The sequence below is a fragment of the Exiguobacterium sp. s142 genome, assembly GCF_018618455.1.
Taxonomy (GTDB): Bacteria; Bacillota; Bacilli; order Exiguobacteriales; family Exiguobacteriaceae; genus Exiguobacterium; species Exiguobacterium aurantiacum_A.
This window is the reverse complement of sequence record NZ_JACSMB010000001.1, coordinates 340,941-367,934: the sequence shown is the minus strand read 5'-3', so window position 1 is coordinate 367,934 and position 26,994 is coordinate 340,941. Positions and strand designations below refer to the sequence as shown.

The window sequence follows — 26,994 nt, the reverse complement described above, 5'->3', positions numbered from 1 at the left end:
TATTGTCACCTCTGATTCTGTATGCTATGCTAATTTCGATTTGACGGGAACATGCGTTTTTAAGCTGAAAGCAAGGGGGCGAGAGGATGGGATTCGCTGAGGATCAACAATCATTTTTACGCTATTGCCAAGTCGAACGAAGACTGTCGCCTCATACGAAACGCTCTTACGAACAAACACTCGAACAGTACGCCGCTTATTGCCAATCGACACATCAAGAGCCATTTGATGTGCAGTCGGCGCGGCGTTATTTATATGTCCTTTACGAGAATGAAGCGGCGACGACGACCGTTTCCCAAAAAATCTCCTGCCTCAAACAGTTCGGGAAATTTGTGGCTCGAGAAACCGGGAGTGAACCGCTGTTTCATGACTTGACGTCGCCGAAACGTCGCAAGACGCTGCCGACGTTTGCCGTACCGAGCGAGGTCGAACACCTGCTCATGACGGCAAACGGCCAAGACGACCCGTTCCTGCGGGCACGTGATGTCGCGCTTGTCGAAGTGTTGTACGGGACCGGGATGCGTGTCGCCGAACTTTGTGGCATGGACATATCGTCATATGATGCGGCGCTCTCATTCGTTCATGTCATCGGGAAAGGCAAGAAAGAACGTTACATCCCGCTCGGGCAATTTGCCGTCGAAGCGTTGGAGCATTACCTTGAGGTAAGGCAAAACTGCGCCGCGGCACACGAAACGGCATTATTCGTTAGTCAAAAAGGGAATCGAGTGACAACAGACCAAATTCGTTACGTGATGAAGCGACTCCGGAAACTCGGCGGACTTCAAAAACCGTTAACACCGCATTCGTTACGTCATAGTTTTGCGACCGACCTGCTCGAACGCGGGGCCGATTTACGTGCCGTCCAAGAGTTGCTCGGACATGAGTCACTATCGACGACCGGTCGTTACACACACGTATCGACTGAACGCCTGCGAGCGGTCTATCAAGCCACACATCCGAGAAAGTAGGGGGTCATTCTATGTTTCATGCAACAACTATTTTCGCAGTCCGGCACGACGGAAAATGTGCGATGAGCGGAGATGGGCAAGTCACGTTTGGCAACGCCGTCATCATGAAAAACAAGGCTAAAAAAGTGAGACGGTTATACGGCGGGAAAGTCGTGGCCGGTTTTGCCGGTAGCGTGGCCGATGCGTTCACGTTATTTGAAAAGTTTGAATCAAAACTCGAGATGTATAACGGGAACTTACCGCGAGCGGCAGTCGAACTCGCCAAAGAGTGGCGCGGCGACAAGATGCTTCGTCAGCTCGAGGCGCTTCTCATCGTCATGGACGCGGAACATCTCTTACTCGTGTCCGGGAGCGGCGAAGTGATCGAACCGGACGATGGCATCCTTGCGATCGGTTCAGGTGGGAATTATGCGCTAGCAGCGGGACGCGCTCTCGTACGTCACTCACCGGAGAAAACAGCCGAACAGATTGCTCGCGCCGCCCTAGAGATTGCCGGTGAATTATGCGTCTATACGAACGACCAAGTTATCGTAGAAACGATCGGAGGCGATACAGAATGAAACGTGAATTGACACCACGTCAAATCGTAGCTGAGCTAGACCGGTTCGTCATCGGGCAAAAAGATGCCAAACGTGCGGTCGCGATTGCACTGCGCAACCGTTACCGTCGCCAGAAGCTAAGTGCTGACTTACGCGACGAAGTCACACCGAAGAACATTTTAATGATCGGTCCGACCGGTGTCGGGAAGACGGAGATCGCGAGACGTCTTGCCAAGCTCGTCGGTGCCCCGTTCGTGAAAGTCGAAGCGACAAAATTCACTGAAGTCGGATACGTCGGACGGGACGTCGAATCGATGGTCCGAGACCTTGTTGAAGACTCGGTGCGCCTCGTGAAGGAAGAAAAGAAAGAAGACGTGAAGGAACCAGCGGAAGCCGCTGCGACCGAACGTATTCTCGATGCACTGCAAGGTAAGGCTAAAGTTGAGCCGACAGCCGCAAACCCGTTCGAAGCGCTGTTTGGCGGTCAAGGACAGAAGACGCAAGAACCGACGGACGATCAATCGACTGATCGGTCTCAATTACGTAAGTTGCTTGAACTCGGCGAACTCGAAGAGCGATTGATCGAAGTCAACCTTGAAGAGAAACAGACAGTTGATTTGTTTCAAGGACAAGGGATGGAGGGCTTATCGAATCTTCAAGACATGCTCGGCCAAATCGTCCCGAAAAAGCGGAAGAAGCGGAAGCTCCCGGTTCGAGAGGCTCGCCCGCTCATCGTTGCCGAAGAGGCGGAAAGTTTGCTCGACATGAATGAAGTACATGACGAGGCGGTACGACGCAGCGAACAGATGGGCATCATCTTCGTCGATGAGATCGATAAAATCGCGACGAAGTCACAAGACCATGCTGGCGTCTCTCGTGAAGGTGTGCAGCGAGACATCTTGCCGATTGTCGAAGGCTCGACCGTCGTCACAAAATATGGTCCCGTCAAAACGGATCACGTGTTATTCATCGCGGCAGGTGCTTTCCATATGGCGAAGCCGTCAGATCTGATTCCTGAACTGCAAGGTCGTTTCCCGATCCGTGTCGAGTTGAGTAGCCTGACCGAGGAAGATTTCGTCAAAATTCTGACGGAGCCGTCACAAGCGCTCATCAAGCAGTACAAGGCCCTTCTCGAGTCAGAGGAGATCAGCGTCGAATTTACCCACTCGGCCATCGAAGAGATCGCTAAGATCGCAACGCACGTCAACCGAGAAACTGATGATATCGGAGCGCGCCGTCTCTATACGATCATGGAGCGCGTGCTCGAAGACTTATCGTTTGAGGCGGCCGACATGCCACAAACACACGTCGAGATCACACCGGCGTATGTGAAAGAAAAAGTCGGCTCGATCGCGGAAGATCGAGACCTTAGTCAATTTATTTTATAAGAATTCTGTATGCACATACAGGGAGGAAAATTAGAATTATGAACTTACTAGATAAAACACGTCAATTGAACACGATGCTTCAGCAAGAGGCGAGCGCGCACGTCGACTTTAAAGAGATGGCAGATAAGATGCGTGAAGTACTCGAAGCGAACACGTTCATCGTGAGCCGTCGCGGTCGCTTGCTCGGTTTCGCCATTAAACAACAGATTGAGAACGAGCGGATGAAGGCGTTCCTAGTCGATCGTCAGTTCCCTGAACCGTACGCATCGAACTTGTTCAACGTGAAAGAGACGACGGAAAATATCGGCATCGATAGCGAGTATACGGCGTTCCCGGTCGAGAACCGTGAGCTGTTCCTTGATTCAATGACGACGATCGTCCCGATCATCGGTGGCGGGGAACGACTCGGTACACTCGTTCTCGGCAGACTGAACAACGAGTTCACTGAAGACGACCTCGTCCTCGCAGAATATAGCGCGACAGTGGTCGGAATGGAGATCCTCCGTGAGAAAGCAGCGGAAGCAGAGGCGTCGGCGCGCAAGAAAGCCGTTGTCCAAATGGCGATCAATTCGTTGTCTTATTCAGAGCTTGAAGCGATCGAGCATATATTTGAAGAACTTGGGGGTAATGAAGGCCTGTTAGTTGCTTCCAAAATTGCCGATAGAGTGGGAATTACTCGCTCTGTGATCGTCAACGCGTTGCGCAAGCTTGAAAGCGCTGGCGTCATCGAGTCACGTTCGCTCGGAATGAAAGGAACGTATATCAAGATATTAAATGATAACTTCTTGTTTGAATTGCAGAAGCTGAAATCAAATTAAAATCGAGCGAATATCCGTTAGATTATAGCTAAAAGTCCTATCAATTAGGACTTTAGTTGCAAAAAGGCGTCCCTTTGTGAAAAAGGGCGTCTTTTTTTAGTGCAAAAGTAATTATTTTCAGAATATGTCGTGAATTCGACAAAAACAGACGATACCATTTACCTGTTTTAATAAAAATATCTTTCAGAACTGTTACAGATTTGTTTCAATGAAGTAGTAGAATTTCCAAATAAGGTATATACATGCATTCTTTTAAGTGAAAGTGAGTGAGACGCATGAATTGGATCGGCACAGATTATCAATTAATGAAGCAAGCGATCAATCATTCGGTCATGAATCAAAAAGTGATCAGTCATAACTTGTCGAACATCGATACGCCGAACTTTAAAGCGAAACAGGCTGTGTTCGAACAGACGTTAAGCAACGAGATGCGCCTAAAGTTAGCCGGTGGCCGTCCGAGTGACCGCGGTGGTGCAACGAAAATCGTTGACCGGGCCGGAGGGGCGATGCGAAGTGACGGGAACAGTGTCGATCTCGATTATGAGATGAGTGAACTGGCCCGTAACCAACTGCAGTATGAGGCGATGATGGAACAATTGAACCGTCGACTCGGTGGACTTAAAACCGTTATTAGAGGAGGACGTTAATTATGGGTATGTTCGATAGTTTTCACATATCCGCTTCGGCACTCATGTCTCAGCGCCTTCGGATGGATACGGTGTCGGCGAACATCGCGAACGCCCAGACAACTCGCGGCAAACTTGTCGATGGGGAATGGCAGCCGTATACACGGAAAATGACGGTGCTCCAAGAAGCGCCGTTTCGTCAACAGCTGTCGGCGGTGAGCGGAGGCGTCAAAGTTTCAGGCATCGTCGAAGACGAAAGTCCTTACAAACTCACATATGACCCGAGTCACCCGGATGCGGATGAACGGGGATACGTTCAGATGCCAAACGTCGACCTGTTAAAAGAAATGGTTGATTTGACAGGTGCGACAAGATCATATGAAGCGAACATTGCAGCGATGAATGCGTCAAAAGCGATGCTCGTCAAAGCGCTCGAAATCGGTAAAGGATAAGGAGTGACAGACTATGCAAATTAACCCGATTCAATTAATCGGTAACCAGACCGCGGCTCTGCCGACAGTGAAAGAGACACCGTCTCAGTTTGGGTCATATTTGAATGAAGCGATGCAGTCGCTCAATGAAGTTCAACAGGCAACGAGTACGGCACGGAAAGACCTCGCCGTCGGTAAAGCCGATCTTCACCAAGTCATGATCCAAAGCGAAGAGTCGTCGATTGCGATGCAACTCGCCATTGAGGTGCGAAATAAAGCGGTCGAGGCCTATCAAGAAATGATGCGAATGCAAGTTTAATGAAGAGGATGACGAGTTGCGATGAATGATAAGTTAAAAGAACAATTCAGCTCACTGGCCGGCCCACTGAAGGCGATGCAAACAAAACGTAAAATCATTTGGGGCATCGTCATCGTCGGCATACTTGTCGTCGCGGTGCTCTTGACGGTTTGGCTCTCGCGCCCGAACATGGCTCCTCTCTACACGAACCTCTCGGCCCAAGAGGCTGGAGAAGTGACAGAAAAGCTGACGGCTGATGGGGTGAAGTCAGAAATCAAAGCGACATCGAACGGTGTCAGCGTCTACGTGCCGAGCGAGCAAGTCGACCAATTAAAAGTTAACTTGGCGGCCGCCGGGATTCCAAAGTCAGGCGCGATCGATTACAGCTTTTTCAGTGAGAACGCCGGATTTGGAACGACGGACCGAGAAATGGCAGTCATCGAACGAAGCGCGATGCAAACCGAACTCGAACGTTTGATTACACAAATCGAAGGTATCAACCAAGCAAAAGTCATTATCTCACTTCCGGAGAAATCGGTGTTCTTGGCCGAAGACCAAGGGGAGCCGACGGCTTCAATCGTCCTGAATTTAGGAGCAGGTACGAATCTTGAGCCGGCGACGGTCAAAGGACTTTATCATTTGATCAGTAAGAGTGTCCCGAACTTAAAACCGGAGAACATCTCGATCATGGACCAATATTTCACGTATTACGATTTGGATCAATCGACGATGGCCGGTGGAGCTTCGACCGACCCGTTAGCATTGAAGCGCCAAGTCGAGAAAGACGTACGTCAACAAATTCAACAAATGCTCTCGGTCTTACTCGGAGAACGTAGCGTGCTCGTCTCGGTCACGGCCGACATCGACACGACCCAATCGGCAGAAGAGCAAAACCTGGTAACCCCGGTCAACGAGGATACGATGGAAGGGATTGTGACGTCTGCTGAACGGATCGCCGAAGCGTACACAGGTGGTACGGGAGCAGCGGCAGCAGCAGGAGCTGGTGAAAATGATACCGTCAACTTCCCAGCCGCTACGGGAACCGGGGAAGAAGAAAGCGAAAAGAACCATGAAATCATCAACTATGAGGTCAATCGCATCACGAAACAAATTCAGAACGCCCCCTACACGATCCGTGACCTCGGTGTTCAATTGATCGTCGAGCCGCCAGACGGCGCTCAAGCAATCGACCCGCAACTTGAGGGCGACCTTGAGACGATGATGTATTCAATCATCCGGACGTCGCTCGCTAAAACGGGCGAAGCGTTGACAGAGGCAGAACTCGAACAGAAAGTCGTCGTCGTGTCACGACCGTTCGCTGAAACGGAAGAAACGGCAGTGGCAGAACAGCCGACAGCGTGGTGGATGTATGCAGCCGCAGCTGGCGCTGTCGTCTTGCTCGCACTTCTATTCTTCGCCATGCGAAGACGGAATCAGCAACCGGTTCCGGAAACGAATGAATGGGAAGTACCGTATGAAGACGAAGTACCTGATCTCGACTTGGAAGAGCGAGGCGAAGGTGCCGTCAAGAAGAAACAGTTGGAGAAATTGGCAGAGAGTAATCCAGAAGAGTTCGCCAAGCTTCTTCGTACTTGGATGTCTGAGGAGTGAGTACTGTGAACTACGCAAAACAACCGAACCGAGAAAAAGCGGCCATGCTCATGATCTCGCTTGGACCTGAAGTGGCGGCAAGTGTATATAAACACCTGTCCGAAGAAGAGATGGAGCAGTTGACGCTACAAATATCGGCACTCCGAAAAGTGTCGTCTGAACAAAAGGAAGCCATTTTAGGAGAATTTCATGACCTGGCGATGGCACAGAGTTATATCACCCAAGGTGGCATCGGGTTTGCGAAAACGGTTTTAGAAAAAGCGGTCGGAGAAGAGAAGGCGATGGCGTTGATTCACCGTCTCACTTCGACGCTGCAAGTCCGACCGTTTGAGTTTGCCCGAAAAGCCGATCCGAAGCAGTTGCTCAACTTTATTCAAAACGAGCACCCGCAGACGATCGCCTTAATCTTGGCTCATCTTGAACCGGTCAAGTCCGGGCAAATCTTGTCGGAACTTCCACCAGAGATTCAGTCGGAGGTCGCGAAACGAATCGCGACGATGGATCGCCTCAACCCGGACGTCATTCATGAGATCGAACAGATTCTTGAAAAGAACTTATCACAAACCGATATGCAAGATTACGCCCAATCCGGTGGGATTGAGGCAGTCGTCGAAGTGCTTAACGGTGTCGACCGGACGACGGAGCGGACGATTCTTGACGCGCTCGAGATCGAAGACCCGGAACTCGCGGAAGAAATCAAAAAGCGGATGTTCGTCTTCGAAGATATCGTCACGCTCGACTCGCGTGCGATTCAACGGATTATTCGCGAAGTCGCCAACGACGACCTTCTGCTCGCGCTCAAAGTATCTTCCGAAGAGGTCAAACAGATCATCTTCAAAAACATGTCGCAACGAATGGTCGATACGTTCAAGGAAGATATGGAGTTCATGGGACCGGTCAGACTGCGTGACGTCGAAGAAGCACAAAGCCGCATCGTCGGAATCATCCGCCGCCTAGAAGATGTCGGAGAGATCGTGATTAGCCGTGGTGGAGGAGATGACATCGTTGTCTAACGTAATCAAACGTCAACGAGCGATGCCGCTCGAACCACAACGAATTGATTCGCGGCCATTTCTTGAACCGATTTCAGAGGTTATGGTCGAACGTAATCATGAACAAGAGTTAGAAGCAAGGTACGCTTCCCTCCGCCAAGAGGAAGAAGCGATCAAGCTACACCGTGAAGCAGTGGAACATGAGCTTGAACTGTTACGAGAACAAACGCTTGAGGCTGCTTATCAGGAGGGGTACGGGTCAGGTTTTGACCTAGGACGTCAAGAAGGAAAGTCAGAGTTCGATGAGCTGACGGCCCGATTGAACATGGTCAGCGCCGAACTTGAGAACTTGTTCGAACAGAAATGGCGAGATGCCGAAACGAAGTTAGTTGATTTGGCCGTCGAGATCAGTGCACGTGTCACGACCGATCTCGTCCGAAACGAGGAGGCGTTGTTCGCCGACATGATCCGCGAACAACTGTTTCGCCAGATCGATGCCGAAGCGTTGACCGTCTTCGTCCACCCGACGCGACTAGCGTCAATCCAACGTTTCGAGTCGATGTGGCAATCCGAACAGATGCCGCCGTTGAAATATCGGGCCGATGTCTCGTTGACAGAGACGAGCGTGCGGATCGAGACGCCACATCATGGCAACGAGCTCGACGTATCGTACAGTTTTGAACGAATCCGTTCCAAGATTGAGGAGGTTCTATCCGATGGCGCTTATTGACCGCGTATTCGACACAATCACCGCTGCTCCAGAAGATGAGTATGTGCGTAAAGTCGGTCGTGTCTGCCGCGTCGTCGGGCTGATGATCGAATCGAACGGTCCGAGCGCGTTTATCGGTGAGCGCTGCCTGATCGAGTTACCGTCCGGCCAAACGGTTGAAACCGAGGTCGTCGGCTTCAATGAAGAGCGCGTCTTGCTCATGCCTTACGGAGAAACGACACAGATCGCCCCAGGTTGTATCGTCAAAGGGACGGGGCACATGCTCCAAGTACCGGTCGGGTTCGAACTGATCGGTCAAGTCCTTGACGGGCTCGGGCGCCCTTTATCGGGTGAAGCGATGCCGACTGGGAAACGCTACGATGTTCTTCGAAAACCGCCGAACCCGTTAGAACGTCCACGCATTTTAGACGTTTTGTCGACCGGGGTCCGGATCATCGACGGGTTATTGACGGTCGGGAAAGGCCAACGTGTCGGTTTGTTTGCGGGATCAGGCGTCGGGAAATCGACATTGCTTGGCATGATCGCTAAACGCTCATCGGCAGATATAAACGTGATCGCATTGATCGGCGAACGGGGACGAGAAGTAAAAGAGTTCATCGAAAAAGAACTTGGGCCTGAAGGCATGGCTCGATCGGTCGTCATCGTAGCGACGAGCGATCAACCCCCGCTCGTGCGTTTGAAGGGCGCTTACACGGCGACGGCGATCGCAGAGTACTTCCGGGACCAAGGCAAAGAGGTCGTCCTTATGATGGACTCAGTGACCCGATTCGCGATGGCCCAACGAGAGATCGGGCTAGCGACCGGAGAACCACCGACATCGAAAGGATATACGCCTTCCGTGTTCGCGATGCTTCCGCAACTGCTAGAGCGGAGCGGGACGTCCGTCACCGGTTCGATCACGGCGTTTTATACCGTCCTCGTTGACGGGGACGATATGAACGAACCAATCGCGGATGCCGTCCGTGGGATTTTAGACGGTCACTTCGTGATGGACCGTTCGCTCGCCAACCGAGGGCAGTTTCCGGCGATCCATGTCTTAAAATCGATCAGTCGGGTCATGAACCAGATTGCTTCACCTGTACATCGCGATGCCGCGCAGACGTTTCGGAGTTGGCTCGCCACTTATCTAGACGCGGAAGACTTGATTAACATCGGAGCCTATAAAAAGGGCACGAATCCTGCGATCGATACAGCAATCGATGAATATCCGGGACTGCTCACATTTTTAAAACAGTCGATTGAAGAAGAGGCATCGATCGAGCAGACGCTCGATCGTCTTGTCGGAATTGCGAGAGGTGAATCATGAACAAGCTGTTGTTAGAACGCATCATGCCGATTGCCGAGCATGCAAAAGAAGAATCGGCGACAGAGATGAGAGGTCATAAGGCGCGATTCGAAGCCGAGATGGAGACGCTGTATCGATTAGTCGTGACGTATGAGACGCTCATGAAGAGTCAAGATGAACAATCTGGTGTGATTGATCTGCTCATGTTCCAATATCGTGAAAAGGCGAGGGAACAGTTAAAGCGTCAAATTGAGACGCAACAACTCGTCGTGCAACAGTCGCGGAACCGTTACAATCTGGCTCAAGAGCGTTTGCTCGGAAAAGTTGTCGAAGAGAAAAAATATGTAACGTTGCATGAGAAGGTCAGCCAAAATGAAGTGGCCGTCTCGAAACTCACCGAACAACATTTTATCGATGAGTTGGCAGTGATTCATCACGGGAAAGGGAAGTAAGCTGATGGAAAAAGAGAACAATAAGCGAGGTAGACAGCTCTTGGTCGCTCTTGTCCTCGTCCCGGCAATCTTTTTACTCGTCGGCGGAATCGTCGTCATGAACTATGCGATGGACCGGCCGCTATTATCGGTGCCGTTTATAGAAACAAGCGAACAGGCAGACAAAGATGAGACGGTTGAAACAAAAGTCAATGTTACCGGCATTGACGCGGACACGACGAATCGTTTAAAAGTCGCGAACGCTGAGATTGAAAAACTTCGCACGGAAAACGTCGAATTGACGAATGAAGTAAAAGCGAGACAAAAAGAAGTATCGGACTTGATCAAAGAGCGGGACCGCCTCGTGTCTGAACTCGGAGCCACTACGGAAGCGGAAGTTGAAGAAGACACGTCGAACGTGTCTCGCGTCTATGAAGAAATGTCCGCCAAACAAGCGGCCGCAATCATGAACGAACTCGAAAGCCCGCAAGTAGCGACGATTTTAAAAGAACTGTCGCCGAAACAACAGGCTGACATATTAGGACGAATGGACGCACAGCAGGCAGCCGTCGTCACGCAATTGCTCCAATGAAACGTGAAAGGAGGAAGAGATGATGAATATCGCCTTACTCGCTCAAGCGGTCCAAGGAACGACGTCAAAGGGAGGGGAGACAGGATCTACCCCGACCGGACAGTTTTTGGAGCTGCTATCATCGATGCTCGGCGCCTCGACGGAAACGTTGGCTGAGTTAGAAGCTGCTCCGACGACATTCGCACCGAACGCGGAAACGACACTCGCACCGAATTCGCCCCTTGTGGCAAATAGCGCCCTTCCGCTCGAGAAGTTGTCGAGCCAGCTTGAACAATGGTTGCAACAACCCGATAGCTTACAGTGGTTAAAGTCTTTGCCACAAGACGCCTATCGTAAGTTCATGGACGCCTATATCGGCATCATCGCCCAAGCAGGTGCAGCCACAGGAACGACAGAAGAAACGGTCTCGTCAGACGTTATGACCACGTTAGCTGCCGCCCAAACGATTTTACCGGGCGCGATGATGTTAGGAAAGACGGAACGCGAGGCGTTGGGTGGAAAGCAAAGCCAGCCAACCGTAAACGAGAACGTCCAAGTCATCCAGCAAATCGTTTCGCAATTTAAAGGGAGTTTAACCCAGACCACAAAACATATTCCCCTCCCTTATCAAAATGAAACGCCGGCGAATGTATTACCGCAAGCTGGAAAAGAAAGCGTCGACTGGTTGCCGAAAGGCATGACGTGGTCACGACCACAGATCGACTCGGAAACGGTCATGTACGCGTCTAAAGGCTCGCTTCCGGAGAACCTCCAAGCCCGAATCGAGGCTGCTCTTCAAAGAGCACCGTTCCGAAGCGGGGCCGATGGATCGAAAGTGTTCACCGTTCGCCTATATCCGGAACAGCTAGGTGAACTCGTCGTCAAACTCGAGCGCCATAACGGTGAACTCGTCGTCAAGCTGTTCGCGAGCAACCAAGAAGCAAAACAGTTGCTCCAGTCGCAAATGCAACAACTGCAACAGACGCTCCAACCGCTGTCGCAGCATATCCGGGTCGAAGTGAGTTTGACGCAACAAGCGCTCGAAGCGAAATCATCGACGTTTAGCGAGTCAGACCAACCTGAACCAGAACAACAGGAACAACCGAAAGGGGAACCCGACGATGACGACCATCCAACCGAAGACGAATGATTATACGTTACCCGATCAATCGCTGCCTAAAGCGACGAACCAATACGATAAGGACATGTTCTTAAAGCTATTGATGGCCCAGCTTGGCAACCAAGACCCGATGTCACCGATGGAAGATCGCGAGTTCATCTCACAAATGGCTCAATTTTCATCACTCGAACAAATGCAGACGATTTCAAAGCAACTTGATTCAGTACTCGTCGATCGCCACATGGCTTCGATTTCCGAGTTCAGTAATATGATCGGCAAGACAGTCGACCATAAAACGGAGACTGAGACGGAGACGATCAAAGGATCGGGACGTGTCGTCTCGATTTCAAGAACGGATGAGTCAGGGTACATGGCCGATCTCGAAGACGGCAGCTCGGTAAGCGTCTACAATATTACGTCCATCAAACAAGCATAAGGGGGATTCATCATGTTAAGAGCAATGTACTCAGGAATCAGTGGATTAAAGAACTTCCAGTCAAAGCTTGATGTCGTCGGTAACAACATCGCCAACGTCAACACGTTCGGGTATAAAAAAGGCCGCGTCACGTTCAAAGACCTCGTCAGCCAACAAGTCGGTAGTGCTGCAGGCGGGAACGGCAACACGGCCGGCGGGATCAACCCGAAAGAAATCGGACTCGGGGGCACGATGGCGACCGTCGACAACGTCTATAACCAAGGCGCGATGCAAAACTCAGGTCGGGCGCTCGACGTCGGGATCTCCGGTGAAGGATTCTTCGTGACGATGGTCAACGGACAAGCGCAGTATACGCGCGCCGGTAACTTTTACACGGATAACCAAGGAAACTTGGTAACGGGTGACGGAACTTACTTGCTTGGGACAGGTGATAAAGCAAATGGGAATCTAGCAGCCCCTAACCTTGTTGGAAATATCCCTGATGTCACACCAGGTGCAGCAACTTACGGGAAAATCAAAGTTCCGACTGATGCTCGGTCACTTTCAATCGGAAAAGACGGCCAAGTCAGCTACGTCGACGCGGCAGGCGCTTTACAAACTGCTGGATATATTGTCACCGCCAACTTCCCGAACAACGCCGGGCTATCAAAAGTTGGGGCAAATAACTACCTACAATCGCAAAACTCAGGAGATCCGACGATTGGTGCTTCAGGTGACAACGGACGTGGTGAACTCGTCTCGGGCGCCCTCGAGATGTCGAACGTCGACTTGTCTGAAGAGTTCACCGAAATGATTATCGCGCAACGTGGATTCCAGGCGAACACACGGATCATCACAACGTCAGACGAGATTTTACAAGAACTCGTCAACTTGAAACGCTGATGATACGCGTCACGACATTGCGGGGTGAGGAATTTGTCTTGAACGCCTTGTTCATCGAGACGGTCAAGGCCGAACCTGACACGATCATTCATTTGTATAACGGCAAAACTTATATCGTCACAGAGACGAAAGATCAAATCATCGATCGGACGACGGCGTTTTACAGCTCAATCGGATTGATGGGAACGACAGTCACAAGAGGTGAAGAAGATGAGTGAAGAAAAACAAAAAGGAGGCGCCATGAAAATGGTGCTCATCCTGCTCGTCGTCCTACTCGTCATGGGGGGCGCTGGGTTTATGACTTATAAATATGTATTCGGCGACAACGTGACGGCTAAAACGAAACCTGTGACGGCAGAAGAACTCGCCGAGCGCAGCTTCACGACCGAGGATATGACGACGAACATTCAAGACGAACGGTTCATCAACGTCCAATTCACGATTGTGACCGATGCGGCTGAGACGAAAGAAGATCTTGAACTTCGTAAGTTCCAAGTCCATAACGTCATCCTTGGTGATTTGGCCGGTATGACGAAGGCACAGCTCACGACGAAGGAAGATATGCAGAAGTTCGAGCAATCCCTTCGCGAGCAATTAAACGGACTGCTGGAAAAAGGTGAGGTCCAGCGCGTCTATATGACGAAGAAAATTATACAGTGAGGTGGCATCATGGGAGAAGTACTGTCTCAACAAGAAATTGATGCCCTGTTATCAGCGCTAAGCAGTGGAGATGTCGAAGCCGATTCCTTTTTGAATCAAGAAGAAGAACGAAAAGTACGGCAGTATGACTTCAAACGGGCCGTCCGTTTCTCTAAAGATCAAATTCGTAGCTTGACCCGGATCCATGAACACTTCACACGGATGCTGACGACATTTTTCTCGGCCCAACTTCGGACGTATGTCCAGTTCACGGTCAATTCAGTCGAACAGCTTCCATACGATGAGTTCATTCATTCGATTCCGAGTATGACGATGATCAACTTGATCGAGGCGCCCCCGCTTAACGGTCGGTTCATCATCGAAGTCAATCCGAACATCTCTTACGCGATGTTGGATCGACTGCTCGGGGGACCTGGCGTCGAGATTGAAAAAGTCGAAAGCTTCACTGAAATCGAGATGCGAATCTTGACCCAGCTATATAAACGAGCTTTTGCCGGTTACGGGGAAGCGTGGGAGTCGATTGCCGAAATCAAGTCCGAAATGACGGCCGTTGAAGTGAACCCACAGTTCCTTCAACTCGTGTCACCAAACGAGACGGTCGTGCTCATTTCGATCGGGGTCACGATCGGAGAAGTGAGCGGGACGATTAACGTCTGCTTGCCGTTCGTGACGATCGAGCCGGTGCTATCGAAACTATCGAGTCATTACTGGATGCAGGAGGCGAACCGCCGCAATGCGAGCGGGAATAGTCAAGAACCGCTCAAAGCCCAATTGATGAACTCGACGGTAGAAGTCGTGTCCCTGCTCGGGGAGACGACAATCACGTTCGGTGACTTGTTGCATTTAGAAATCGGTGACTGTTTGACGCTCGATCAACTAGTGAAAGACCCGCTATCCGTCCTAGTAGGGGAAAATAAAGTGTTCAGAGGGCAAGTCGGTGTGAGTGGGAAGCGGATGGCGGTCCAAGTGCTTCACCGGGTGAAGGAGGAAGAGCAATGAGTGAGATGTTGTCACAAGATGAAATTGACGCGTTGTTACGAGGAACGAACGACAGTTCGCCAAAGCCGGTAGACGAGAGCGAAGAACATCTCGACTCGATGGAAAGCGACGCCCTCGGAGAGATTGGAAATATCTCGTTCGGAAATTCCGCGACGGCGCTGTCGACGTTACTGCAACAAAAAGTAGAAATCACGACCCCGGTCGTCAGTGAAGTGACGATCGATGAGCTCAGAGAGCGTTATCCGACACCTCACGTGGCGCTTCGGGTCGGTTACACCGAAGGGTTGAAAGGGGAGAACGTCCTCGTCTTGACCCGCGAAGACGCGGCCATCATTTCTGATTTGATGCTCGGTGGGACCGGGATCGGCGTCGATCCGGAGGGGCTCGATGAGATTCGGTTATCGGCCGTTCAAGAAGCGATGAACCAAATGATGGGGGCTGCGGCCACATCGCTCTCGACCGTGTTCTCTAAAAAGATTGATATTTCGCCGCCGCTCGTCGAAGTGTTCGATGCGACGAAAAATCAAACGATCATTGACCGGCTTGAGCTTTGGGAAACGATGGTGCTAATCGAGTTCAATTTGAAAGTCGGCACGTTGATTGATTCAAAAATTGTCCAAATTGCCCCGATTCAATTCGGGAAGCAGCTCGTCAACGAACTGATTGCAGCTACGACGTCAGCCCCGGCCGCTCCTAAACAAGAGCAGCCGAAAGTTCAAGCGGCGGTCACACCAGCGAAAGCTCCGGCACCTGCTCCGGTACGCGCTGAAAAAACGTCAGCCCCAGAAGTGGCGGTCAGCCAAGCCGAGTTCATGCCGCTCCACGCCCCGACGTCAAACGATTCGGTGCCGGCAAACCTAGGCTTGCTGTATGATGTGCCGCTCAACGTGACGGTCGAACTCGGCCGGACGAAACGGTCAGTGCGAGAAGTGCTCGAACTGTCGCAAGGGTCGATCATTGAACTTGATAAATTGGCGGGGGAACCTGTCGATATTTATGTGAACCAACAACGCATTGCCCGCGGCGAAGTCGTCGTCATCGAAGAGAACTTCGGGGTACGTGTGACAGAAATCATCCAACCGCATGAGCGGATTGGAATCGTTTAAGGAGGAAGAATAATGAGTGCAAAAATTTTGGTGGTAGATGATGCGGCGTTCATGCGCATGATGATTAAAGACATTTTAACGAAGAACGGGTTTGAAGTGGTCGGCGAGGCAGAGAACGGTATTGACGCGGTCGCAAAATACCGTGAACTCACGCCAGATCTCGTCACTCTCGACATCACGATGCCAGAAATGGACGGCCTGGCGGCATTGAAAGAAATTCGCGGGTTCGATTCGAACGCCAAAGTCATCATGTGTTCGGCGATGGGACAACAAGCGATGGTCATCGATGCGATCCAAGCGGGAGCGAAAGACTTCATCGTGAAACCGTTCAACGCGGAACGTGTCGTCGAGGCAGTTTCGAAAACGGTCGCACAATGAACAAGTGGTGGTTGATTTTCCTGCTCGTGGTCGGGCTGTCTGTGCCGGCCACGGTCGAGGCCGCCACCGTGGATAAACAGTTCGAACAACAGCAGCCTGAAGCCAAAGATCAATCTGTCCCTACGACCGTCTCGACGGTCGGGACGTTGGTCAAGGTCGTTTTGAGTTTAGTTGTCGTAATTGGAGGATTCCTCGTCTTGATGCGTTGGTTAAACGCACGGACGCAAGGTGTGAAGACGGCGCAACATATGAAACATCTCGGCGGGGTACCGCTTGGGAAGGACCGCTCGGTGCAGCTCGTCAAGTTAGGGGAGCAAGTATACGTGCTCGGTGTCGGTGAATCGATTCAATTGATTGATCGAATCGATGCGGAATCGATTGATGAAGCAGCGTATGACGCGCCTTCACTGAACACTTCGAACACATCAACGTTCTTAGATACGTTCAAACAACAACTGTCACAGATTGAAGAAGTGAGGAAGAAGCAATGACGACGATTGAACAACTGATCAATTTAGAAACGCCGGACAGCACGTCGACTTCGATTAAATTATTGGTCGTATTGACACTGCTCACGCTGGCGCCGTCATTCTTGATTTTGATGACTTGTTTTACACGTGTCGTCGTCGTTCTTTCATTCATTCGGCCAGCCTTAGGGACACAACAGACCCCACCGAACCAATTGATCATCGGGCTCGCCTTGTTCATCACGCTGTTCGTCATGTCTCCTGTCTTATCTGATCTAAACGACAAGGCGTTGTCTCCATATATGGACGACGAGATCAGTCAAGATGAGGCGTTCGAGGAAGCCGGTAACACGATGAAACGATTCATGGCAAAGTATACGCGACAGGAAGATTTGCAACTGTTTATCAAATACGGGAATTATGAGCAACCGGAGTCGGTCGAAGACGTTCCTTTGCTCGCGATGGTACCAGCTTACGCCATCAGTGAACTCAAGACGGCGTTTCAAATCGGCTTTATGATTTTCTTGCCTTTTTTGATCATTGATATGGTCGTGGCGAGTGTGCTCATGTCGATGGGGATGATGATGCTTCCACCGGTCATGATCGCTCTGCCGTTCAAATTATTGTTGTTTGTATTAGTGGATGGATGGCACTTAATCGTGGAATCATTGCTTAGAAGTATGTAGGAGGAACGATTATGACGCATGAAATGGTCATCTATTTGGCGACAGAGAGTGTATGGACATTATTAAAGATTTCGATGCCACTTCTTTTGATCGCCCTCGTCGTCGGACTCGTCATCTCGATTTTACAGGCGACGACTCAAATTCAAGAACAGACGCTATCGTTCGTTCCAAAGCTAGTCGCGGTCTTTATCGGGCTCGTCGTTTTCGCGCCGTGGATGCTGCAACAAATGGAAGGATTTACGCGGATGATCTTTGAACTGATGGTCGAGGTCGCCTCGAAATGAATGCGGTCGATTTCATTAGTTTATATGGATTGACGTTTGCTCGTCTATCCGGATTTTTCGTAAGTGTGCCTTTATTTTCTTCAAGGCAGCTCCCGGTCATGCACCGTGTCGCGTTTAGTGCTTTTTTAGCTTATTATGCGATGTTCACGGTAACAGAGCCGCTCGAACTTGGGCAAGCCTTCATCGTTCAAGTGCTGTACGAAGTGCTGATTGGACTTCTGCTCGGCATTTTGATCAACATCTTATTTTTTGCCCCACAGATTGCCGGGGGAATCATCGATTTGCAGCTCGGTCTGGCGATGGCGTCAGCGTATGACCCGATGTTTGGCGGACAGTCGCCGTTGATCGGACGATTTTATTACATCTTTACGCTGTTCATCATGCTATCAAGTAATTTGCACTTACTGTTGATCGACGGTATCTATTACAGCTTTCAAATTTATCCGCCTGGTCAGCCGATGATCAACTTTAGCGAAGCATCGCTCATGATGGCCGTGAAGGTCGTCACGATGACGATGATGGTCGCATTGCAACTCGCGTTCCCGCTCATGGCATCGCTGCTTCTCGTCGACTTGGCGCTTGGCTTCTTAGCAAAATCGGCCCCGCAGTTCAACATTTTTGCCATCGGGTTCTCGTTCAAATTGATCGCCGGGTTTTCCGTGATGGTCATGATGATGGGATTGACGCTGAATGGGATCAGCCAATTCATCCCGGTGTTGCAAGAGATATTACGTGATTTTATGACGTTGTTAGGAGACGCTCAATGAAGCCTCTATACTCTTTATCGGTCGATCTTCAGTTTTTTGCAGGAGAAAAAACGGAAAAAGCAACACCTCGAAAACGAGAAGACTCGCGTAAAAAAGGCCAAGTTGCGAAATCAGCCGATCTGACCGGAGCGTTCGCCTTGTTCGCGATGTTCCTCATGTTATCTTTTCTCGGACCTTTTGTCGGTCAGCAGTTGTTTGGCCTGACGAAAGAGCTACTCGGTCCAACATATTTGCTGTACGACTTATCAGAAGGCATGTCCGGGATGATGATTGATTTGGTCATTCGCGCCGGGATCATTTTAGCACCGTTCTTGATCGTTGCGGTCGTGTTCGGTATTTTAATCAACTATTTCCAAATCGGTTCACTGTTCTCAACAGAGGCGATTCAACCAAAGTTAGAGCGGATTGACCCGCTCAAAGGGGTCAAGCGCATCATCAGCATGAAAGCAGTCGTCGAATTTTTAAAGTCCTTATTCAAATTATTGATTATCCTGACGACTGCGGTCGCTATACTTTGGCAAAACCAAAAAGAATTGTCACGCATGGCCGTCGAACATGTTCGTGAATCGGTCGTCGCACTCGCTGCGATCACGATCGAACTCGGGCTTTGGGTCAGTGTCGCGTTGCTCGCGCTCGCACTGCTCGACTTCTTTTATCAACGGTTCGATTTTGAAAAGTCGATCCGTATGTCGAAACAAGACATTAAAGACGAGTATAAGAACAGTGAAGGCGACCCGCTCATCAAGTCGAAAATCAAACAACAACAACGGGAGATGGCGATGCGGCGTATGATGCAAGAGATTCCGAACGCGGACGTCGTCATCACCAACCCGACCCATTTCGCTGTCGTCATCCGTTATGACGATACGAAAGACTTTGCGCCGCTCGTCGTCGCCAAAGGGGTCGACCAAGTCGCTTTCAATATTCGTGACGTCGCAAAAGAGCACGATATCCCGATCGTGGAAAATAAACCACTGGCCCGTGCGCTCTATGCGCAGCTAGACATCGGAGAAGTCGTCGACGAGTCGTTTTATCAGGCGATCGCCGAAGTGCTGGCGTTCGTCTATCAACTGAAACAACCGTCTTGAGGAGGAGTATGCGTTGGCTGTAAAAGCTAAAGATTTCGCAGTATTGATTGGCGTTCTTATGATCGTCGTCATGCTGGTCATCCCGTTACCGGGGTTCTTACTAGATTTTCTTATCATTATAAATATATTGATCGCCCTCATGATTTTACTCGTGGCGATGAACGCCCGGGAAGCGCTTGATTTCTCTGTCTTCCCATCTCTCTTGCTGATCGTCACGCTGTTCCGTCTCGGGCTGAACGTGTCGACGACCCGCTCGATCCTCTCGACCGGATATGGTGGGGAAGTCATTGCGACGTTCGGGAACTTCGTCATCGGCGGAAACGTTCTCGTCGGATTTGTCGTATTCCTCATTCTCGTCATCATCCAATTCGTCGTCATCACGAAAGGTGCCGAACGGGTATCGGAAGTCTCGGCTCGATTCACACTCGACGCGATGCCAGGGAAACAAATGGCAATCGATGCCGATTTGAACTCTGGGTTGATCGATGACAAAGACGCCCAAATCCGCCGTAAAAAGATTCAAAGCGAGGCTGATTTTTATGGTTCGATGGACGGGGCCTCGAAATTCGTAAAAGGTGACGCCATTGCCGGAATCATTATCGTCGTCATCAACTTGATTTTCGGTATCATCATCGGCGTTGTCCAAATGGGATTACCTGTCGGTGAGTCGTTTACGACGTTCTCGCTTATGACAATCGGGGATGGGCTCGTCAGTCAGATTCCGGCCCTCCTCATTTCGACGGCGACCGGGATCATCGTCACCCGTGCCGTCTCGGACGGCAATCTCGGGGAAGACGTGGTCGACCAGCTCGGTCAAAATCCGACGTTGCTCTATATCGCGGGCACGGTCATCTTCTTGCTCGGTTTCGTGTCACCAAGTTTACTTCCAGTGACGACGCTGATCGCGGGTGCGACATTCTTCGGGGCATACTCGATGCGCCGCAGCCTGAAGCAAGCGATTGCTGAACCGTTACCGGATGAGGAACCAGCGGCACCGACCGAGACCGTCGTCTCGCTCCTGCAAATCGATGCGATCGAGTTCGAGTTCGGCTACGGGCTGATCCCACTCGCGGATGAATCGCAAGGCGGCGACCTGCTCGACCGTGTCGTCATGATCCGCCGTCAACTCGCACTCGAACTCGGATTCATCTTACCGACGGTTCGAATCCGTGACCACCTGCAACTGTCACCGAACGCTTACCGGATCAAAGTGAAAGGCAATGTCGTCGCAGAAGGTGAGTTATTACTCGATCACTACTTGGCGATGAGCCCTGGAATTGAAGACCCTGAAGTGTACGGGATTGAAACGACGGAACCGGCTTTCGGATTGCCCGCTCTCTGGATCGATGAAGAGACGCGGACGCGGGCCGAGATGAGCGGTTACACCGTCGTCGACCCACCTTCAGTCGTCGCCACGCATTTAACGGAGACGCTCAAGAAACATGCGTCCGACCTACTCGGACGGGAAGAGACGAAACAACTCGTCGAGCATTTGAAAGAGACACATCCGGTGCTCGTCGAAGATGTGACCCCATCCGTGCTCTCGATCGGAGATATCCAAAAAGTACTTCGTCATCTATTGAAAGAGCACGTCTCGATTCGCAACTTGCCGCTCTTGTTTGAGACGATGGCCGATTATGGAAAAGTGACGAAAGACGCTGATATATTAGGCGAATACTGTCGTCAAGGACTCGCCCGACAGTTGACTGACCAAGTCAGCCCGCCGGACGGTCCACTCTACGTCGTCACACTCGGTGGGCAGACCGAGCAACTTATTCAAGACGCTGTCCAAAAAACCGAGTTTGGCAACTATTTGGCGCTCGATCCGGAGCAAGCGCGCGAAATCATCGAGCGTTCTGGCGAACAACTGTCGATGTTTGAACGCTACGGGGCTTCGGCCGTCATTCTTTGCTCGCCGACGATTCGGATATTCGTGAGACAGCTGCTCGAACGGTACTATCCTGACGTTCCGGTCCTTGCGTATAACGAATTGCTCAGCTCGCTCGAAGTGAAAAGTATTGGGGTGATTTAATATGCAAATTAAAAAATATACAGGCAAGACGATGTCCGAAGTGATGGCGAAAGTGAAACAAGAGCTCGGCGACGAGGCTGTCATCTTAAATTCTCGCCAAGTCAAGAAAGGGTGGTTCGGGTTGTTCGCTTCACAAGAAGTTGAAGTGATTGCCGCACTCGAGAAAGCGCCGCTAACGGTCAAGCCTCGAACCGAGCCGAAACTGCAGCCGAAACAAGCAAAGGCGAAGCCGATTCCTGCACCTACACCCACTCCACAACCGGTGACGCCTGTTCCTGAAAAGAGACGTTTGCCAGCGGGTCTGACCCATATCGAGTCGCTCTTAGCGTCTGAGTCGTTCACGAATGAATCGTGGGAAGAGCGAATCAACGAACTGTACTATACGACTAAATCGCTAGAGGTCGTCGAGCAATACGTCTATGACCAGATCCGCAGTTCCTTTTTACCGGTCCCGGATGCGTTGCGCTACGTCATGCTCGTCGGTCCGACCGGTGTCGGCAAGACGACGACGCTCGCGAAGCTTGCCGCCCACTATAAGCTCGACCAAGGGATGTCGGTCGGTTTGATTACGACCGACACGTACCGGATCGCGGCGATCGAACAGCTGAAGACGTACGCCGAGATTTTAAATATCCCCGTCGAGGTCGCCTATGACTTTGACGACTTTAAACGGGCGAAACAACTGTTTGCAAGAAAAGATATCGTCTTGATCGATACGGCCGGACGTAATTTCCGCGATGAGGCGTACGTCGAACAGTTTCATAACCATCACGACTTCTCGGAGACGAGCTTGTCACTCGTGCTCAGTCTGACGTCGAAAATGAAAGACATGGATTTGATTTACCGACAGTTTGAAAAGTTGCCGCTCCGGTCGCTCATCTTCACGAAAGCGGATGAGACGAGTGATATCCACGCGATGTATCGGATGGTGCGCGAGAGCGGACTCCCCGTCGCTTGGCTGACAGACGGCCAGGAAGTGCCGGACGATATGGTCGCCGGCGACCCAGACATCTTGACGCAAAAGATGCTTGAGAAGGAAGGGTGGACACGATGGACCAAGCAAGGCGTTTAAGAGCGAAGACGGATGTCGCACCAACGACAATCGCGTTCGCGAGCGGAAAAGGCGGCGTCGGCAAGACGAACGTCTGCGTGAACACCGCAATCGGGCTCGTCGAACTCGGAAAGCGTGTCTTGATCGTCGATCTCGACATCGGGATGGCGAACGTGCACATTCTTTTGAATGCGGCGCAGTCTAAAACGATGGTCGATTCTGTGAAAACTCGGACTCCGCTTGCGTCTTCGGTTCAGAAAGACGTGCACGGTGTCGATATATTACATGGAGGAAGTGGACTTGACACATTAGTTCAATTCTCAGAAGCAGACATGCAATTTTTAATGCGTGAACTTGAAGTGCTAACGACTTATGATTACGTACTGTTTGACATGGGAGCAGGAGCAACGGACACATCGTTACGATTCATTGAAGGATGTGACGAGATGTTTCTCATCCTGACCCCAGAACCGACATCGCTGATGGATGGTTACGCGTACACGAAACTCGTGCATCGTCAAAGTCCAGATTTACCGATCGGGGTCATTGTCAATCGGGCGCAGTCGGGGGAAGAAGCACTCCAGTGTTACGAACGGATGGAAGTCGCATGCCGACAGTTTTTGAATAAACCGATTCGGTTCCTTGGTTTTTTACCAGATGACGCTTCTGTAAGGAAAGCGGTCATCGCCCAAGTCCCGTTTTACCAATTTGACCGAAAGAGTGATATTAGCTGGCGGCTCGAGCGTATTTTGACAACGCTTACCGGAACACCACCGAAGCCACGGCACTTCATGGATCGGTTGATTGGGAATTTGCGGCAACAGTGGAAGCGAGTCTAACGACAGGGAGGCAATATAGATGGACGTGAACGAATACTTAGGGTTGTTTTTGGATGAGTCACAAGAGCATATCCAATCGGTCAACACACAGTTGATGAAATTTGAGCAGACGGCTAGCGCTGAAGCGGTTCAAGAGATTTTCCGTTCGGCCCATACGCTCAAAGGGATGTCGGCGACGATGGGTTACGAAAGCGTGGCCAATTTGACACACGAGATGGAGAGTGCCCTTGACCTTGTCCGGTCAGGCAAAAAAGAGAGCAACCAATTGTTGCTTGATACGATGTTTATCGCGATGGAACAGATTGAAGCGATGATTGCCGACATCGAGACGGGTGGAACTGGTACGAACGTCGACGTCAAAGCGACGGTTTCGGCATTCCAGTCGTTTATCGGAGGTAAGGAACAAACAATCGCTGCGGCGGAAGAGTCGTCGGTGTTTACTGTCGACTTGTATGCGGATTCGGTCATCGAACAAGCGAAACAGACCGGTTTTGAGGCGTTCCAACTTCATGTTAAGTTATCGGATGCCGTCGTCTTAAAAGCAGCCCGGGCTTACATGGTGTTTGATCGGCTCCAAGAGCTCGGTGAAGTCGTCCGGACCCACCCTGAGACGGAAGCGATTGAGCAAGAACAGTTCGACTTGTCGTTTGACGTCTTGTTCTTGTCACAAGAGACGGCTGCAGTCATCGAACACGCCGTCTCGCAAGTGTCGGAAGTTGAAACAGTTCACGTCTCGGTATTTACGAGCGTGAGCGAGAGCGAGCCGGAAATTGCTGTGAGTGCAGAAGCGGTAGCGGTGCAAGAAATAAAACCGAAAGCGCAAGAAGCAGAAGAACCGAAAGAACAAGCTGTCGCTCAAGCGAAGACGATTCGCGTCAATTTAGAACGGATCGATCGTCTCATGAACTTGTTTGAAGAATTCATCATCGACCGCGGCCGCCTCGAACGCCTTGCCGACGAGGTCGGACAGCCTGAACTCAACGAGACGGTCGAGAAAATCAAACGTGGCACGAACGAACTGCAATCACTCGTGTTGACGTTACGGATGATGCCAATCGAGCAAGTGTTCAACCGGTTCCCACGGATGGTCCGCTCGGTCGCGAAAGACATTCATAAAAAAGTTCAACTCGATATCTCAGGAGCTGACACGGAACTCGACCGGACCGTAATCGATGAGATCGGTGATCCGCTCGTTCACTTGATTCGCAACGCGATCGATCATGGCATCGAGCTTCCTGACAAACGCGTCCAAGCCGGCAAACCGGAACAAGGGCGACTCGCCCTCCGTGCTTACCATGGCGGTAACCGTGTCTTCATCGAGATCGAAGATGATGGAGCGGGAATCAATGTCGATAAAGTTCGGTCGAAAGCGCTCGAACGTGGTGTCATCACGACCGAAGAAGCGGCGTCGATGACAGACAACGAGCTCGCGATGCTCATCTTTGCACCGGGCTTCTCAACGGCAGACGTTGTCACAGACTTATCAGGTCGTGGCGTCGGACTCGACGTCGTCAAAAATAAAATCGAATCGCTCGGTGGTGTCGTCACGCTCGAGACCGTGGTCGGACAAGGAACCAAGTTCCAAGTCAGTCTACCGCTCACGTTATCAATCATCTCAGCGATGCTCGTCCAAGCGGGTGACGAGACGTATGCCATCCCGTTGTCATCGATTCTCGAGACGACATTGCTCGATGAAGCCAACATCCTGACGGCCCATCGCGAACGTGTCTTCGATTTCCGCGGACAACTCGTCCCGCTCGTTTATTTAAAAGAAATTTTCGGGATCGATTCGGAAACAAAATCACAGTTCCCGGTCGTCGTCGTGCGTAAAGGTAATAAACTCGTCGGAGTCGTCGTGAACGACTTGATTGGTCAACAAGAGATTGTCATGAAGCCGCTCGGGACGTATCTCGAAGGCATTCCGGCTATTTCGGGGGCAACGATTCTCGGAGATGGACGGGTCGCTCTCATCGTAGACAGCAACGATCTCTTTTAAGGAGGAAGAAAGATGGAACAAAAATGGGTAGTGTTTTCACTCGCATCGAACACGTACGGAATCGATGTCCAATCAGTCCGTTCGATTGAACGGTTACAACCTGTCACCCGGGTGCCGAACGCACCAACACACGTGAAGGGTGTCATCAACCTCCGTGGTGTGGTCACACCGGTCATCGACCTCAGGCTTCGCCTCGGTTATGAAGAAATCGCACCGACAGACGAGACACGGATTTTGATCGCTTCTTTGAATCAAGGCGATGCTGGTTTTATCGTCGATCGTGCCAACGAAGTCGTCGAGAGCGATGAAGTCCGGATCGAACCGATTCCGGATTCGAGCCACGAGATGCACTCGGCACACTTGACGGCGATCGCTAAAGGTGAGGACAAGCTGTTCTCGCTTCTCGATGCGAACGCGTTGTTCGAGGACCAACATGCTGAGTGAATTTGAACAAGATTTGTTAAAAGAACTTGGGAACATCGGTTCTGGACATGCGGCGACCGCGCTCTCGACACTGCTCGCCAAGCCGGTCAACATCACGGTATCGTCTGCTGAAATGGAACCGATCACATATTTACCGGACCGCGTCGGTGGTCCGGAGCGCCATGTGGCTTCCGTCCTGTTAGAGCTTGGAGGCGAGATCAGTGGCATGATCCTGATCATGTTCCCGGTGGATGATGCGGAGAGTATGGTGGCTTCGCTGATCGGCTCACCGTTCACGTTCCAATCGAACAACGAGCTCGGTAAATCGGCGTGGGAAGAGATCGGTAACATTATGAGCGGGGCTTACGCGCGAGCGTTAGGCGACTGGCTCAATACGCCGATCATGATTCAAGTGCCGGCGACCGCGATTGATATGGCCGGATCGATCGTCGAGTTTGTCGTCACGTCCGTTCAACCTGAAGAAGATGCCGCGCTCTATATCGACACGACGTTCATGATTGACGAGAAGGTGAGTGCCGGGCACGTGCTCTTCTTACCGACGCACGGCTCGCTAGATCGGATTCAACGAAGGTTGCTTGGCCATGGCTGAAGTTCTTAAAATCGGGATTGCCGAGTGGAAGCAAACGACAGCACCGAACCGGCTCCGCACGGCGGGACTCGGCTCATGCGTCGGTGTCATCTTGTATGATGCCCGGATGCAAGTGGCGGCGATGGCACACGTCATGCTTCCAGATTCGGCGATCGCAAGGAAACACCAGACGATCGAAGTCGGGAAATATGCGGATACGGCCATCGATGCTCTTGTCGAGTCACTCAAACGGGCCGGGGCAGGACGCCTTCAAGCCAAGATGGCCGGTGGGGCCCAAATGTTTCAATTCAAATATGAGAACGCGGCGATGCGCATCGGGGAACGAAATGCCGAAGCAATCCGCATCGCTTTAAAAGCACATCACATCCCGCTAATCGCCGAGGATTGTGGTGGGCATAACGGACGAACGATTGAATTTGACGTGGCAACATGCGTCTTATCGATTCGGACAGTGAGTATCGGAACAAAAGAACTATAAGGGG

General features: G+C 51.2%; 33 protein-coding genes. All 33 read left to right on the top strand.

The window, feature by feature from the left end:
- The first annotated feature begins 86 nt into the window (after positions 1-86).
- The 33 genes from KNP77_RS01885 (at position 87) to KNP77_RS01725 (ending at position 26,990) form a co-directional block, all read left to right on the top strand.
- Positions 87-968 (top strand): tyrosine-type recombinase/integrase, encoded by an 882-nt coding sequence (locus KNP77_RS01885; protein ID WP_131440275.1) that lies wholly within the window; start codon positions 87-89, stop codon positions 966-968.
- 11 nt (positions 969-979) lie between these two features.
- Positions 980-1,528, top strand: coding sequence for an ATP-dependent protease subunit HslV (gene hslV, locus KNP77_RS01880; protein WP_070327501.1), 549 nt, complete (start codon positions 980-982; stop codon positions 1,526-1,528).
- Positions 1,525-2,895 carry an ATP-dependent protease ATPase subunit HslU gene (hslU, locus tag KNP77_RS01875; RefSeq protein ID WP_070327500.1) on the top strand — a complete coding sequence of 457 codons (1,371 nt, stop codon included), beginning with the start codon at positions 1,525-1,527 and terminating at the stop codon, positions 2,893-2,895. Before hslV ends, hslU begins: the two co-directional genes overlap by 4 nt.
- Before the next feature lie 38 nt (positions 2,896-2,933).
- A complete protein-coding gene (codY, locus tag KNP77_RS01870; protein ID WP_016508279.1) occupies positions 2,934-3,713 on the top strand; it encodes a GTP-sensing pleiotropic transcriptional regulator CodY in 780 nt (259 codons plus the stop codon).
- Positions 3,714-3,988: 275 nt separating this feature from the next.
- A complete protein-coding gene (gene flgB / locus KNP77_RS01865; protein ID WP_131465289.1) occupies positions 3,989-4,360 on the top strand; it encodes a flagellar basal body rod protein FlgB in 372 nt (123 codons plus the stop codon).
- A 2-nt stretch (positions 4,361-4,362) separates the two neighbouring features.
- Complete coding sequence (gene flgC / locus KNP77_RS01860; protein WP_070327498.1) at positions 4,363-4,791, top strand: flagellar basal body rod protein FlgC; 429 nt, start codon at positions 4,363-4,365, stop codon at positions 4,789-4,791.
- A gap of 13 nt (positions 4,792-4,804) precedes the next feature.
- Positions 4,805-5,089 (top strand): flagellar hook-basal body complex protein FliE, encoded by a 285-nt coding sequence (fliE, locus tag KNP77_RS01855; RefSeq protein ID WP_016508240.1) that lies wholly within the window; start codon positions 4,805-4,807, stop codon positions 5,087-5,089.
- A gap of 21 nt (positions 5,090-5,110) precedes the next feature.
- The gene (gene fliF, locus KNP77_RS01850; RefSeq protein WP_214888038.1) at positions 5,111-6,679 is read left to right on the top strand and encodes a flagellar basal-body MS-ring/collar protein FliF; all 1,569 of its coding nucleotides are present in this window, start codon (positions 5,111-5,113) and stop codon (positions 6,677-6,679) included.
- 5 nt (positions 6,680-6,684) lie between these two features.
- Complete coding sequence (gene fliG, locus KNP77_RS01845; RefSeq protein WP_083273965.1) at positions 6,685-7,692, top strand: flagellar motor switch protein FliG; 1,008 nt, start codon at positions 6,685-6,687, stop codon at positions 7,690-7,692.
- Positions 7,676-8,401: a FliH/SctL family protein gene (locus KNP77_RS01840; protein ID WP_251138865.1), complete on the top strand. Its 726-nt coding sequence runs from the start codon at positions 7,676-7,678 to the stop codon at positions 8,399-8,401. Before fliG ends, KNP77_RS01840 begins: the two co-directional genes overlap by 17 nt.
- Entirely contained in the window at positions 8,388-9,707 is a 1,320-nt protein-coding gene (gene fliI / locus KNP77_RS01835; RefSeq protein ID WP_070327495.1) for a flagellar protein export ATPase FliI, read from the top strand. Before KNP77_RS01840 ends, fliI begins: the two co-directional genes overlap by 14 nt.
- Positions 9,704-10,138, top strand: a complete 435-nt coding sequence (locus tag KNP77_RS01830) for a flagellar FliJ family protein (protein ID WP_016508248.1) — start codon at positions 9,704-9,706, stop codon at positions 10,136-10,138. The genes fliI and KNP77_RS01830 overlap by 4 nt, the downstream gene beginning before the upstream one ends.
- A 4-nt stretch (positions 10,139-10,142) precedes the next feature.
- Complete coding sequence (locus KNP77_RS01825; protein WP_214888035.1) at positions 10,143-10,709, top strand: MotE family protein; 567 nt, start codon at positions 10,143-10,145, stop codon at positions 10,707-10,709.
- 22 nt (positions 10,710-10,731) lie between these two features.
- Positions 10,732-11,838 carry a flagellar hook-length control protein FliK gene (locus KNP77_RS01820; RefSeq protein ID WP_251138864.1) on the top strand — a complete coding sequence of 369 codons (1,107 nt, stop codon included), beginning with the start codon at positions 10,732-10,734 and terminating at the stop codon, positions 11,836-11,838.
- Positions 11,810-12,244, top strand: a complete 435-nt coding sequence (locus KNP77_RS01815; RefSeq protein WP_071399604.1) for a flagellar hook capping FlgD N-terminal domain-containing protein — start codon at positions 11,810-11,812, stop codon at positions 12,242-12,244. The genes KNP77_RS01820 and KNP77_RS01815 overlap by 29 nt, the downstream gene beginning before the upstream one ends.
- A 12-nt stretch (positions 12,245-12,256) precedes the next feature.
- Positions 12,257-13,126, top strand: coding sequence for a flagellar basal body rod protein FlgG (gene flgG, locus KNP77_RS01810; protein ID WP_131456193.1), 870 nt, complete (start codon positions 12,257-12,259; stop codon positions 13,124-13,126).
- Complete coding sequence (locus KNP77_RS01805; protein WP_214888010.1) at positions 13,126-13,344, top strand: flagellar FlbD family protein; 219 nt, start codon at positions 13,126-13,128, stop codon at positions 13,342-13,344. Before flgG ends, KNP77_RS01805 begins: the two co-directional genes overlap by 1 nt.
- Positions 13,337-13,786, top strand: a complete 450-nt coding sequence (locus KNP77_RS01800; protein ID WP_071399607.1) for a flagellar basal body-associated FliL family protein — start codon at positions 13,337-13,339, stop codon at positions 13,784-13,786. The genes KNP77_RS01805 and KNP77_RS01800 overlap by 8 nt, the downstream gene beginning before the upstream one ends.
- A 9-nt stretch (positions 13,787-13,795) precedes the next feature.
- On the top strand, positions 13,796-14,785 hold the full coding sequence (gene fliM / locus KNP77_RS01795) for a flagellar motor switch protein FliM (RefSeq protein ID WP_070327489.1): 990 nt from the start codon (positions 13,796-13,798) through the stop codon (positions 14,783-14,785).
- On the top strand, positions 14,782-15,891 hold the full coding sequence (gene fliY / locus KNP77_RS01790; RefSeq protein ID WP_214888007.1) for a flagellar motor switch phosphatase FliY: 1,110 nt from the start codon (positions 14,782-14,784) through the stop codon (positions 15,889-15,891). The genes fliM and fliY overlap by 4 nt, the downstream gene beginning before the upstream one ends.
- Before the next feature lie 12 nt (positions 15,892-15,903).
- Positions 15,904-16,269 (top strand): response regulator, encoded by a 366-nt coding sequence (locus KNP77_RS01785; protein ID WP_035385909.1) that lies wholly within the window; start codon positions 15,904-15,906, stop codon positions 16,267-16,269.
- Complete coding sequence (locus KNP77_RS01780; RefSeq protein WP_070327487.1) at positions 16,266-16,760, top strand: flagellar biosynthetic protein FliO; 495 nt, start codon at positions 16,266-16,268, stop codon at positions 16,758-16,760. The genes KNP77_RS01785 and KNP77_RS01780 overlap by 4 nt, the downstream gene beginning before the upstream one ends.
- The gene (gene fliP / locus KNP77_RS01775; RefSeq protein WP_016508219.1) at positions 16,757-17,422 is read left to right on the top strand and encodes a flagellar type III secretion system pore protein FliP; all 666 of its coding nucleotides are present in this window, start codon (positions 16,757-16,759) and stop codon (positions 17,420-17,422) included. Before KNP77_RS01780 ends, fliP begins: the two co-directional genes overlap by 4 nt.
- Positions 17,423-17,433: 11 nt before the next feature.
- Positions 17,434-17,706: a flagellar biosynthesis protein FliQ gene (gene fliQ / locus KNP77_RS01770; protein ID WP_070327486.1), complete on the top strand. Its 273-nt coding sequence runs from the start codon at positions 17,434-17,436 to the stop codon at positions 17,704-17,706.
- Complete coding sequence (gene fliR / locus KNP77_RS01765) at positions 17,703-18,473, top strand: flagellar biosynthetic protein FliR (RefSeq protein ID WP_070327485.1); 771 nt, start codon at positions 17,703-17,705, stop codon at positions 18,471-18,473. Before fliQ ends, fliR begins: the two co-directional genes overlap by 4 nt.
- A complete protein-coding gene (gene flhB, locus KNP77_RS01760) occupies positions 18,470-19,561 on the top strand; it encodes a flagellar biosynthesis protein FlhB (RefSeq protein ID WP_131465277.1) in 1,092 nt (363 codons plus the stop codon). The genes fliR and flhB overlap by 4 nt, the downstream gene beginning before the upstream one ends.
- Before the next feature lie 13 nt (positions 19,562-19,574).
- Positions 19,575-21,593, top strand: coding sequence for a flagellar biosynthesis protein FlhA (gene flhA, locus KNP77_RS01755; protein WP_070327483.1), 2,019 nt, complete (start codon positions 19,575-19,577; stop codon positions 21,591-21,593).
- Position 21,594: 1 nt separating this feature from the next.
- Complete coding sequence (locus KNP77_RS01750) at positions 21,595-22,665, top strand: flagellar biosynthesis protein FlhF (protein ID WP_131465275.1); 1,071 nt, start codon at positions 21,595-21,597, stop codon at positions 22,663-22,665.
- Positions 22,644-23,483, top strand: coding sequence for a MinD/ParA family protein (locus KNP77_RS01745; protein ID WP_070327481.1), 840 nt, complete (start codon positions 22,644-22,646; stop codon positions 23,481-23,483). The genes KNP77_RS01750 and KNP77_RS01745 overlap by 22 nt, the downstream gene beginning before the upstream one ends.
- A 19-nt stretch (positions 23,484-23,502) precedes the next feature.
- Complete coding sequence (locus KNP77_RS01740; RefSeq protein ID WP_131465273.1) at positions 23,503-25,479, top strand: chemotaxis protein CheA; 1,977 nt, start codon at positions 23,503-23,505, stop codon at positions 25,477-25,479.
- 12 nt (positions 25,480-25,491) lie between these two features.
- Positions 25,492-25,923 (top strand): chemotaxis protein CheW, encoded by a 432-nt coding sequence (locus KNP77_RS01735; RefSeq protein WP_016508282.1) that lies wholly within the window; start codon positions 25,492-25,494, stop codon positions 25,921-25,923.
- The gene (locus KNP77_RS01730; protein WP_131465271.1) at positions 25,913-26,512 is read left to right on the top strand and encodes a chemotaxis protein CheC; all 600 of its coding nucleotides are present in this window, start codon (positions 25,913-25,915) and stop codon (positions 26,510-26,512) included. Before KNP77_RS01735 ends, KNP77_RS01730 begins: the two co-directional genes overlap by 11 nt.
- On the top strand, positions 26,505-26,990 hold the full coding sequence (locus KNP77_RS01725) for a chemotaxis protein CheD (protein WP_131440252.1): 486 nt from the start codon (positions 26,505-26,507) through the stop codon (positions 26,988-26,990). The genes KNP77_RS01730 and KNP77_RS01725 overlap by 8 nt, the downstream gene beginning before the upstream one ends.
- The last annotated feature ends 4 nt before the right edge of the window (positions 26,991-26,994 follow it).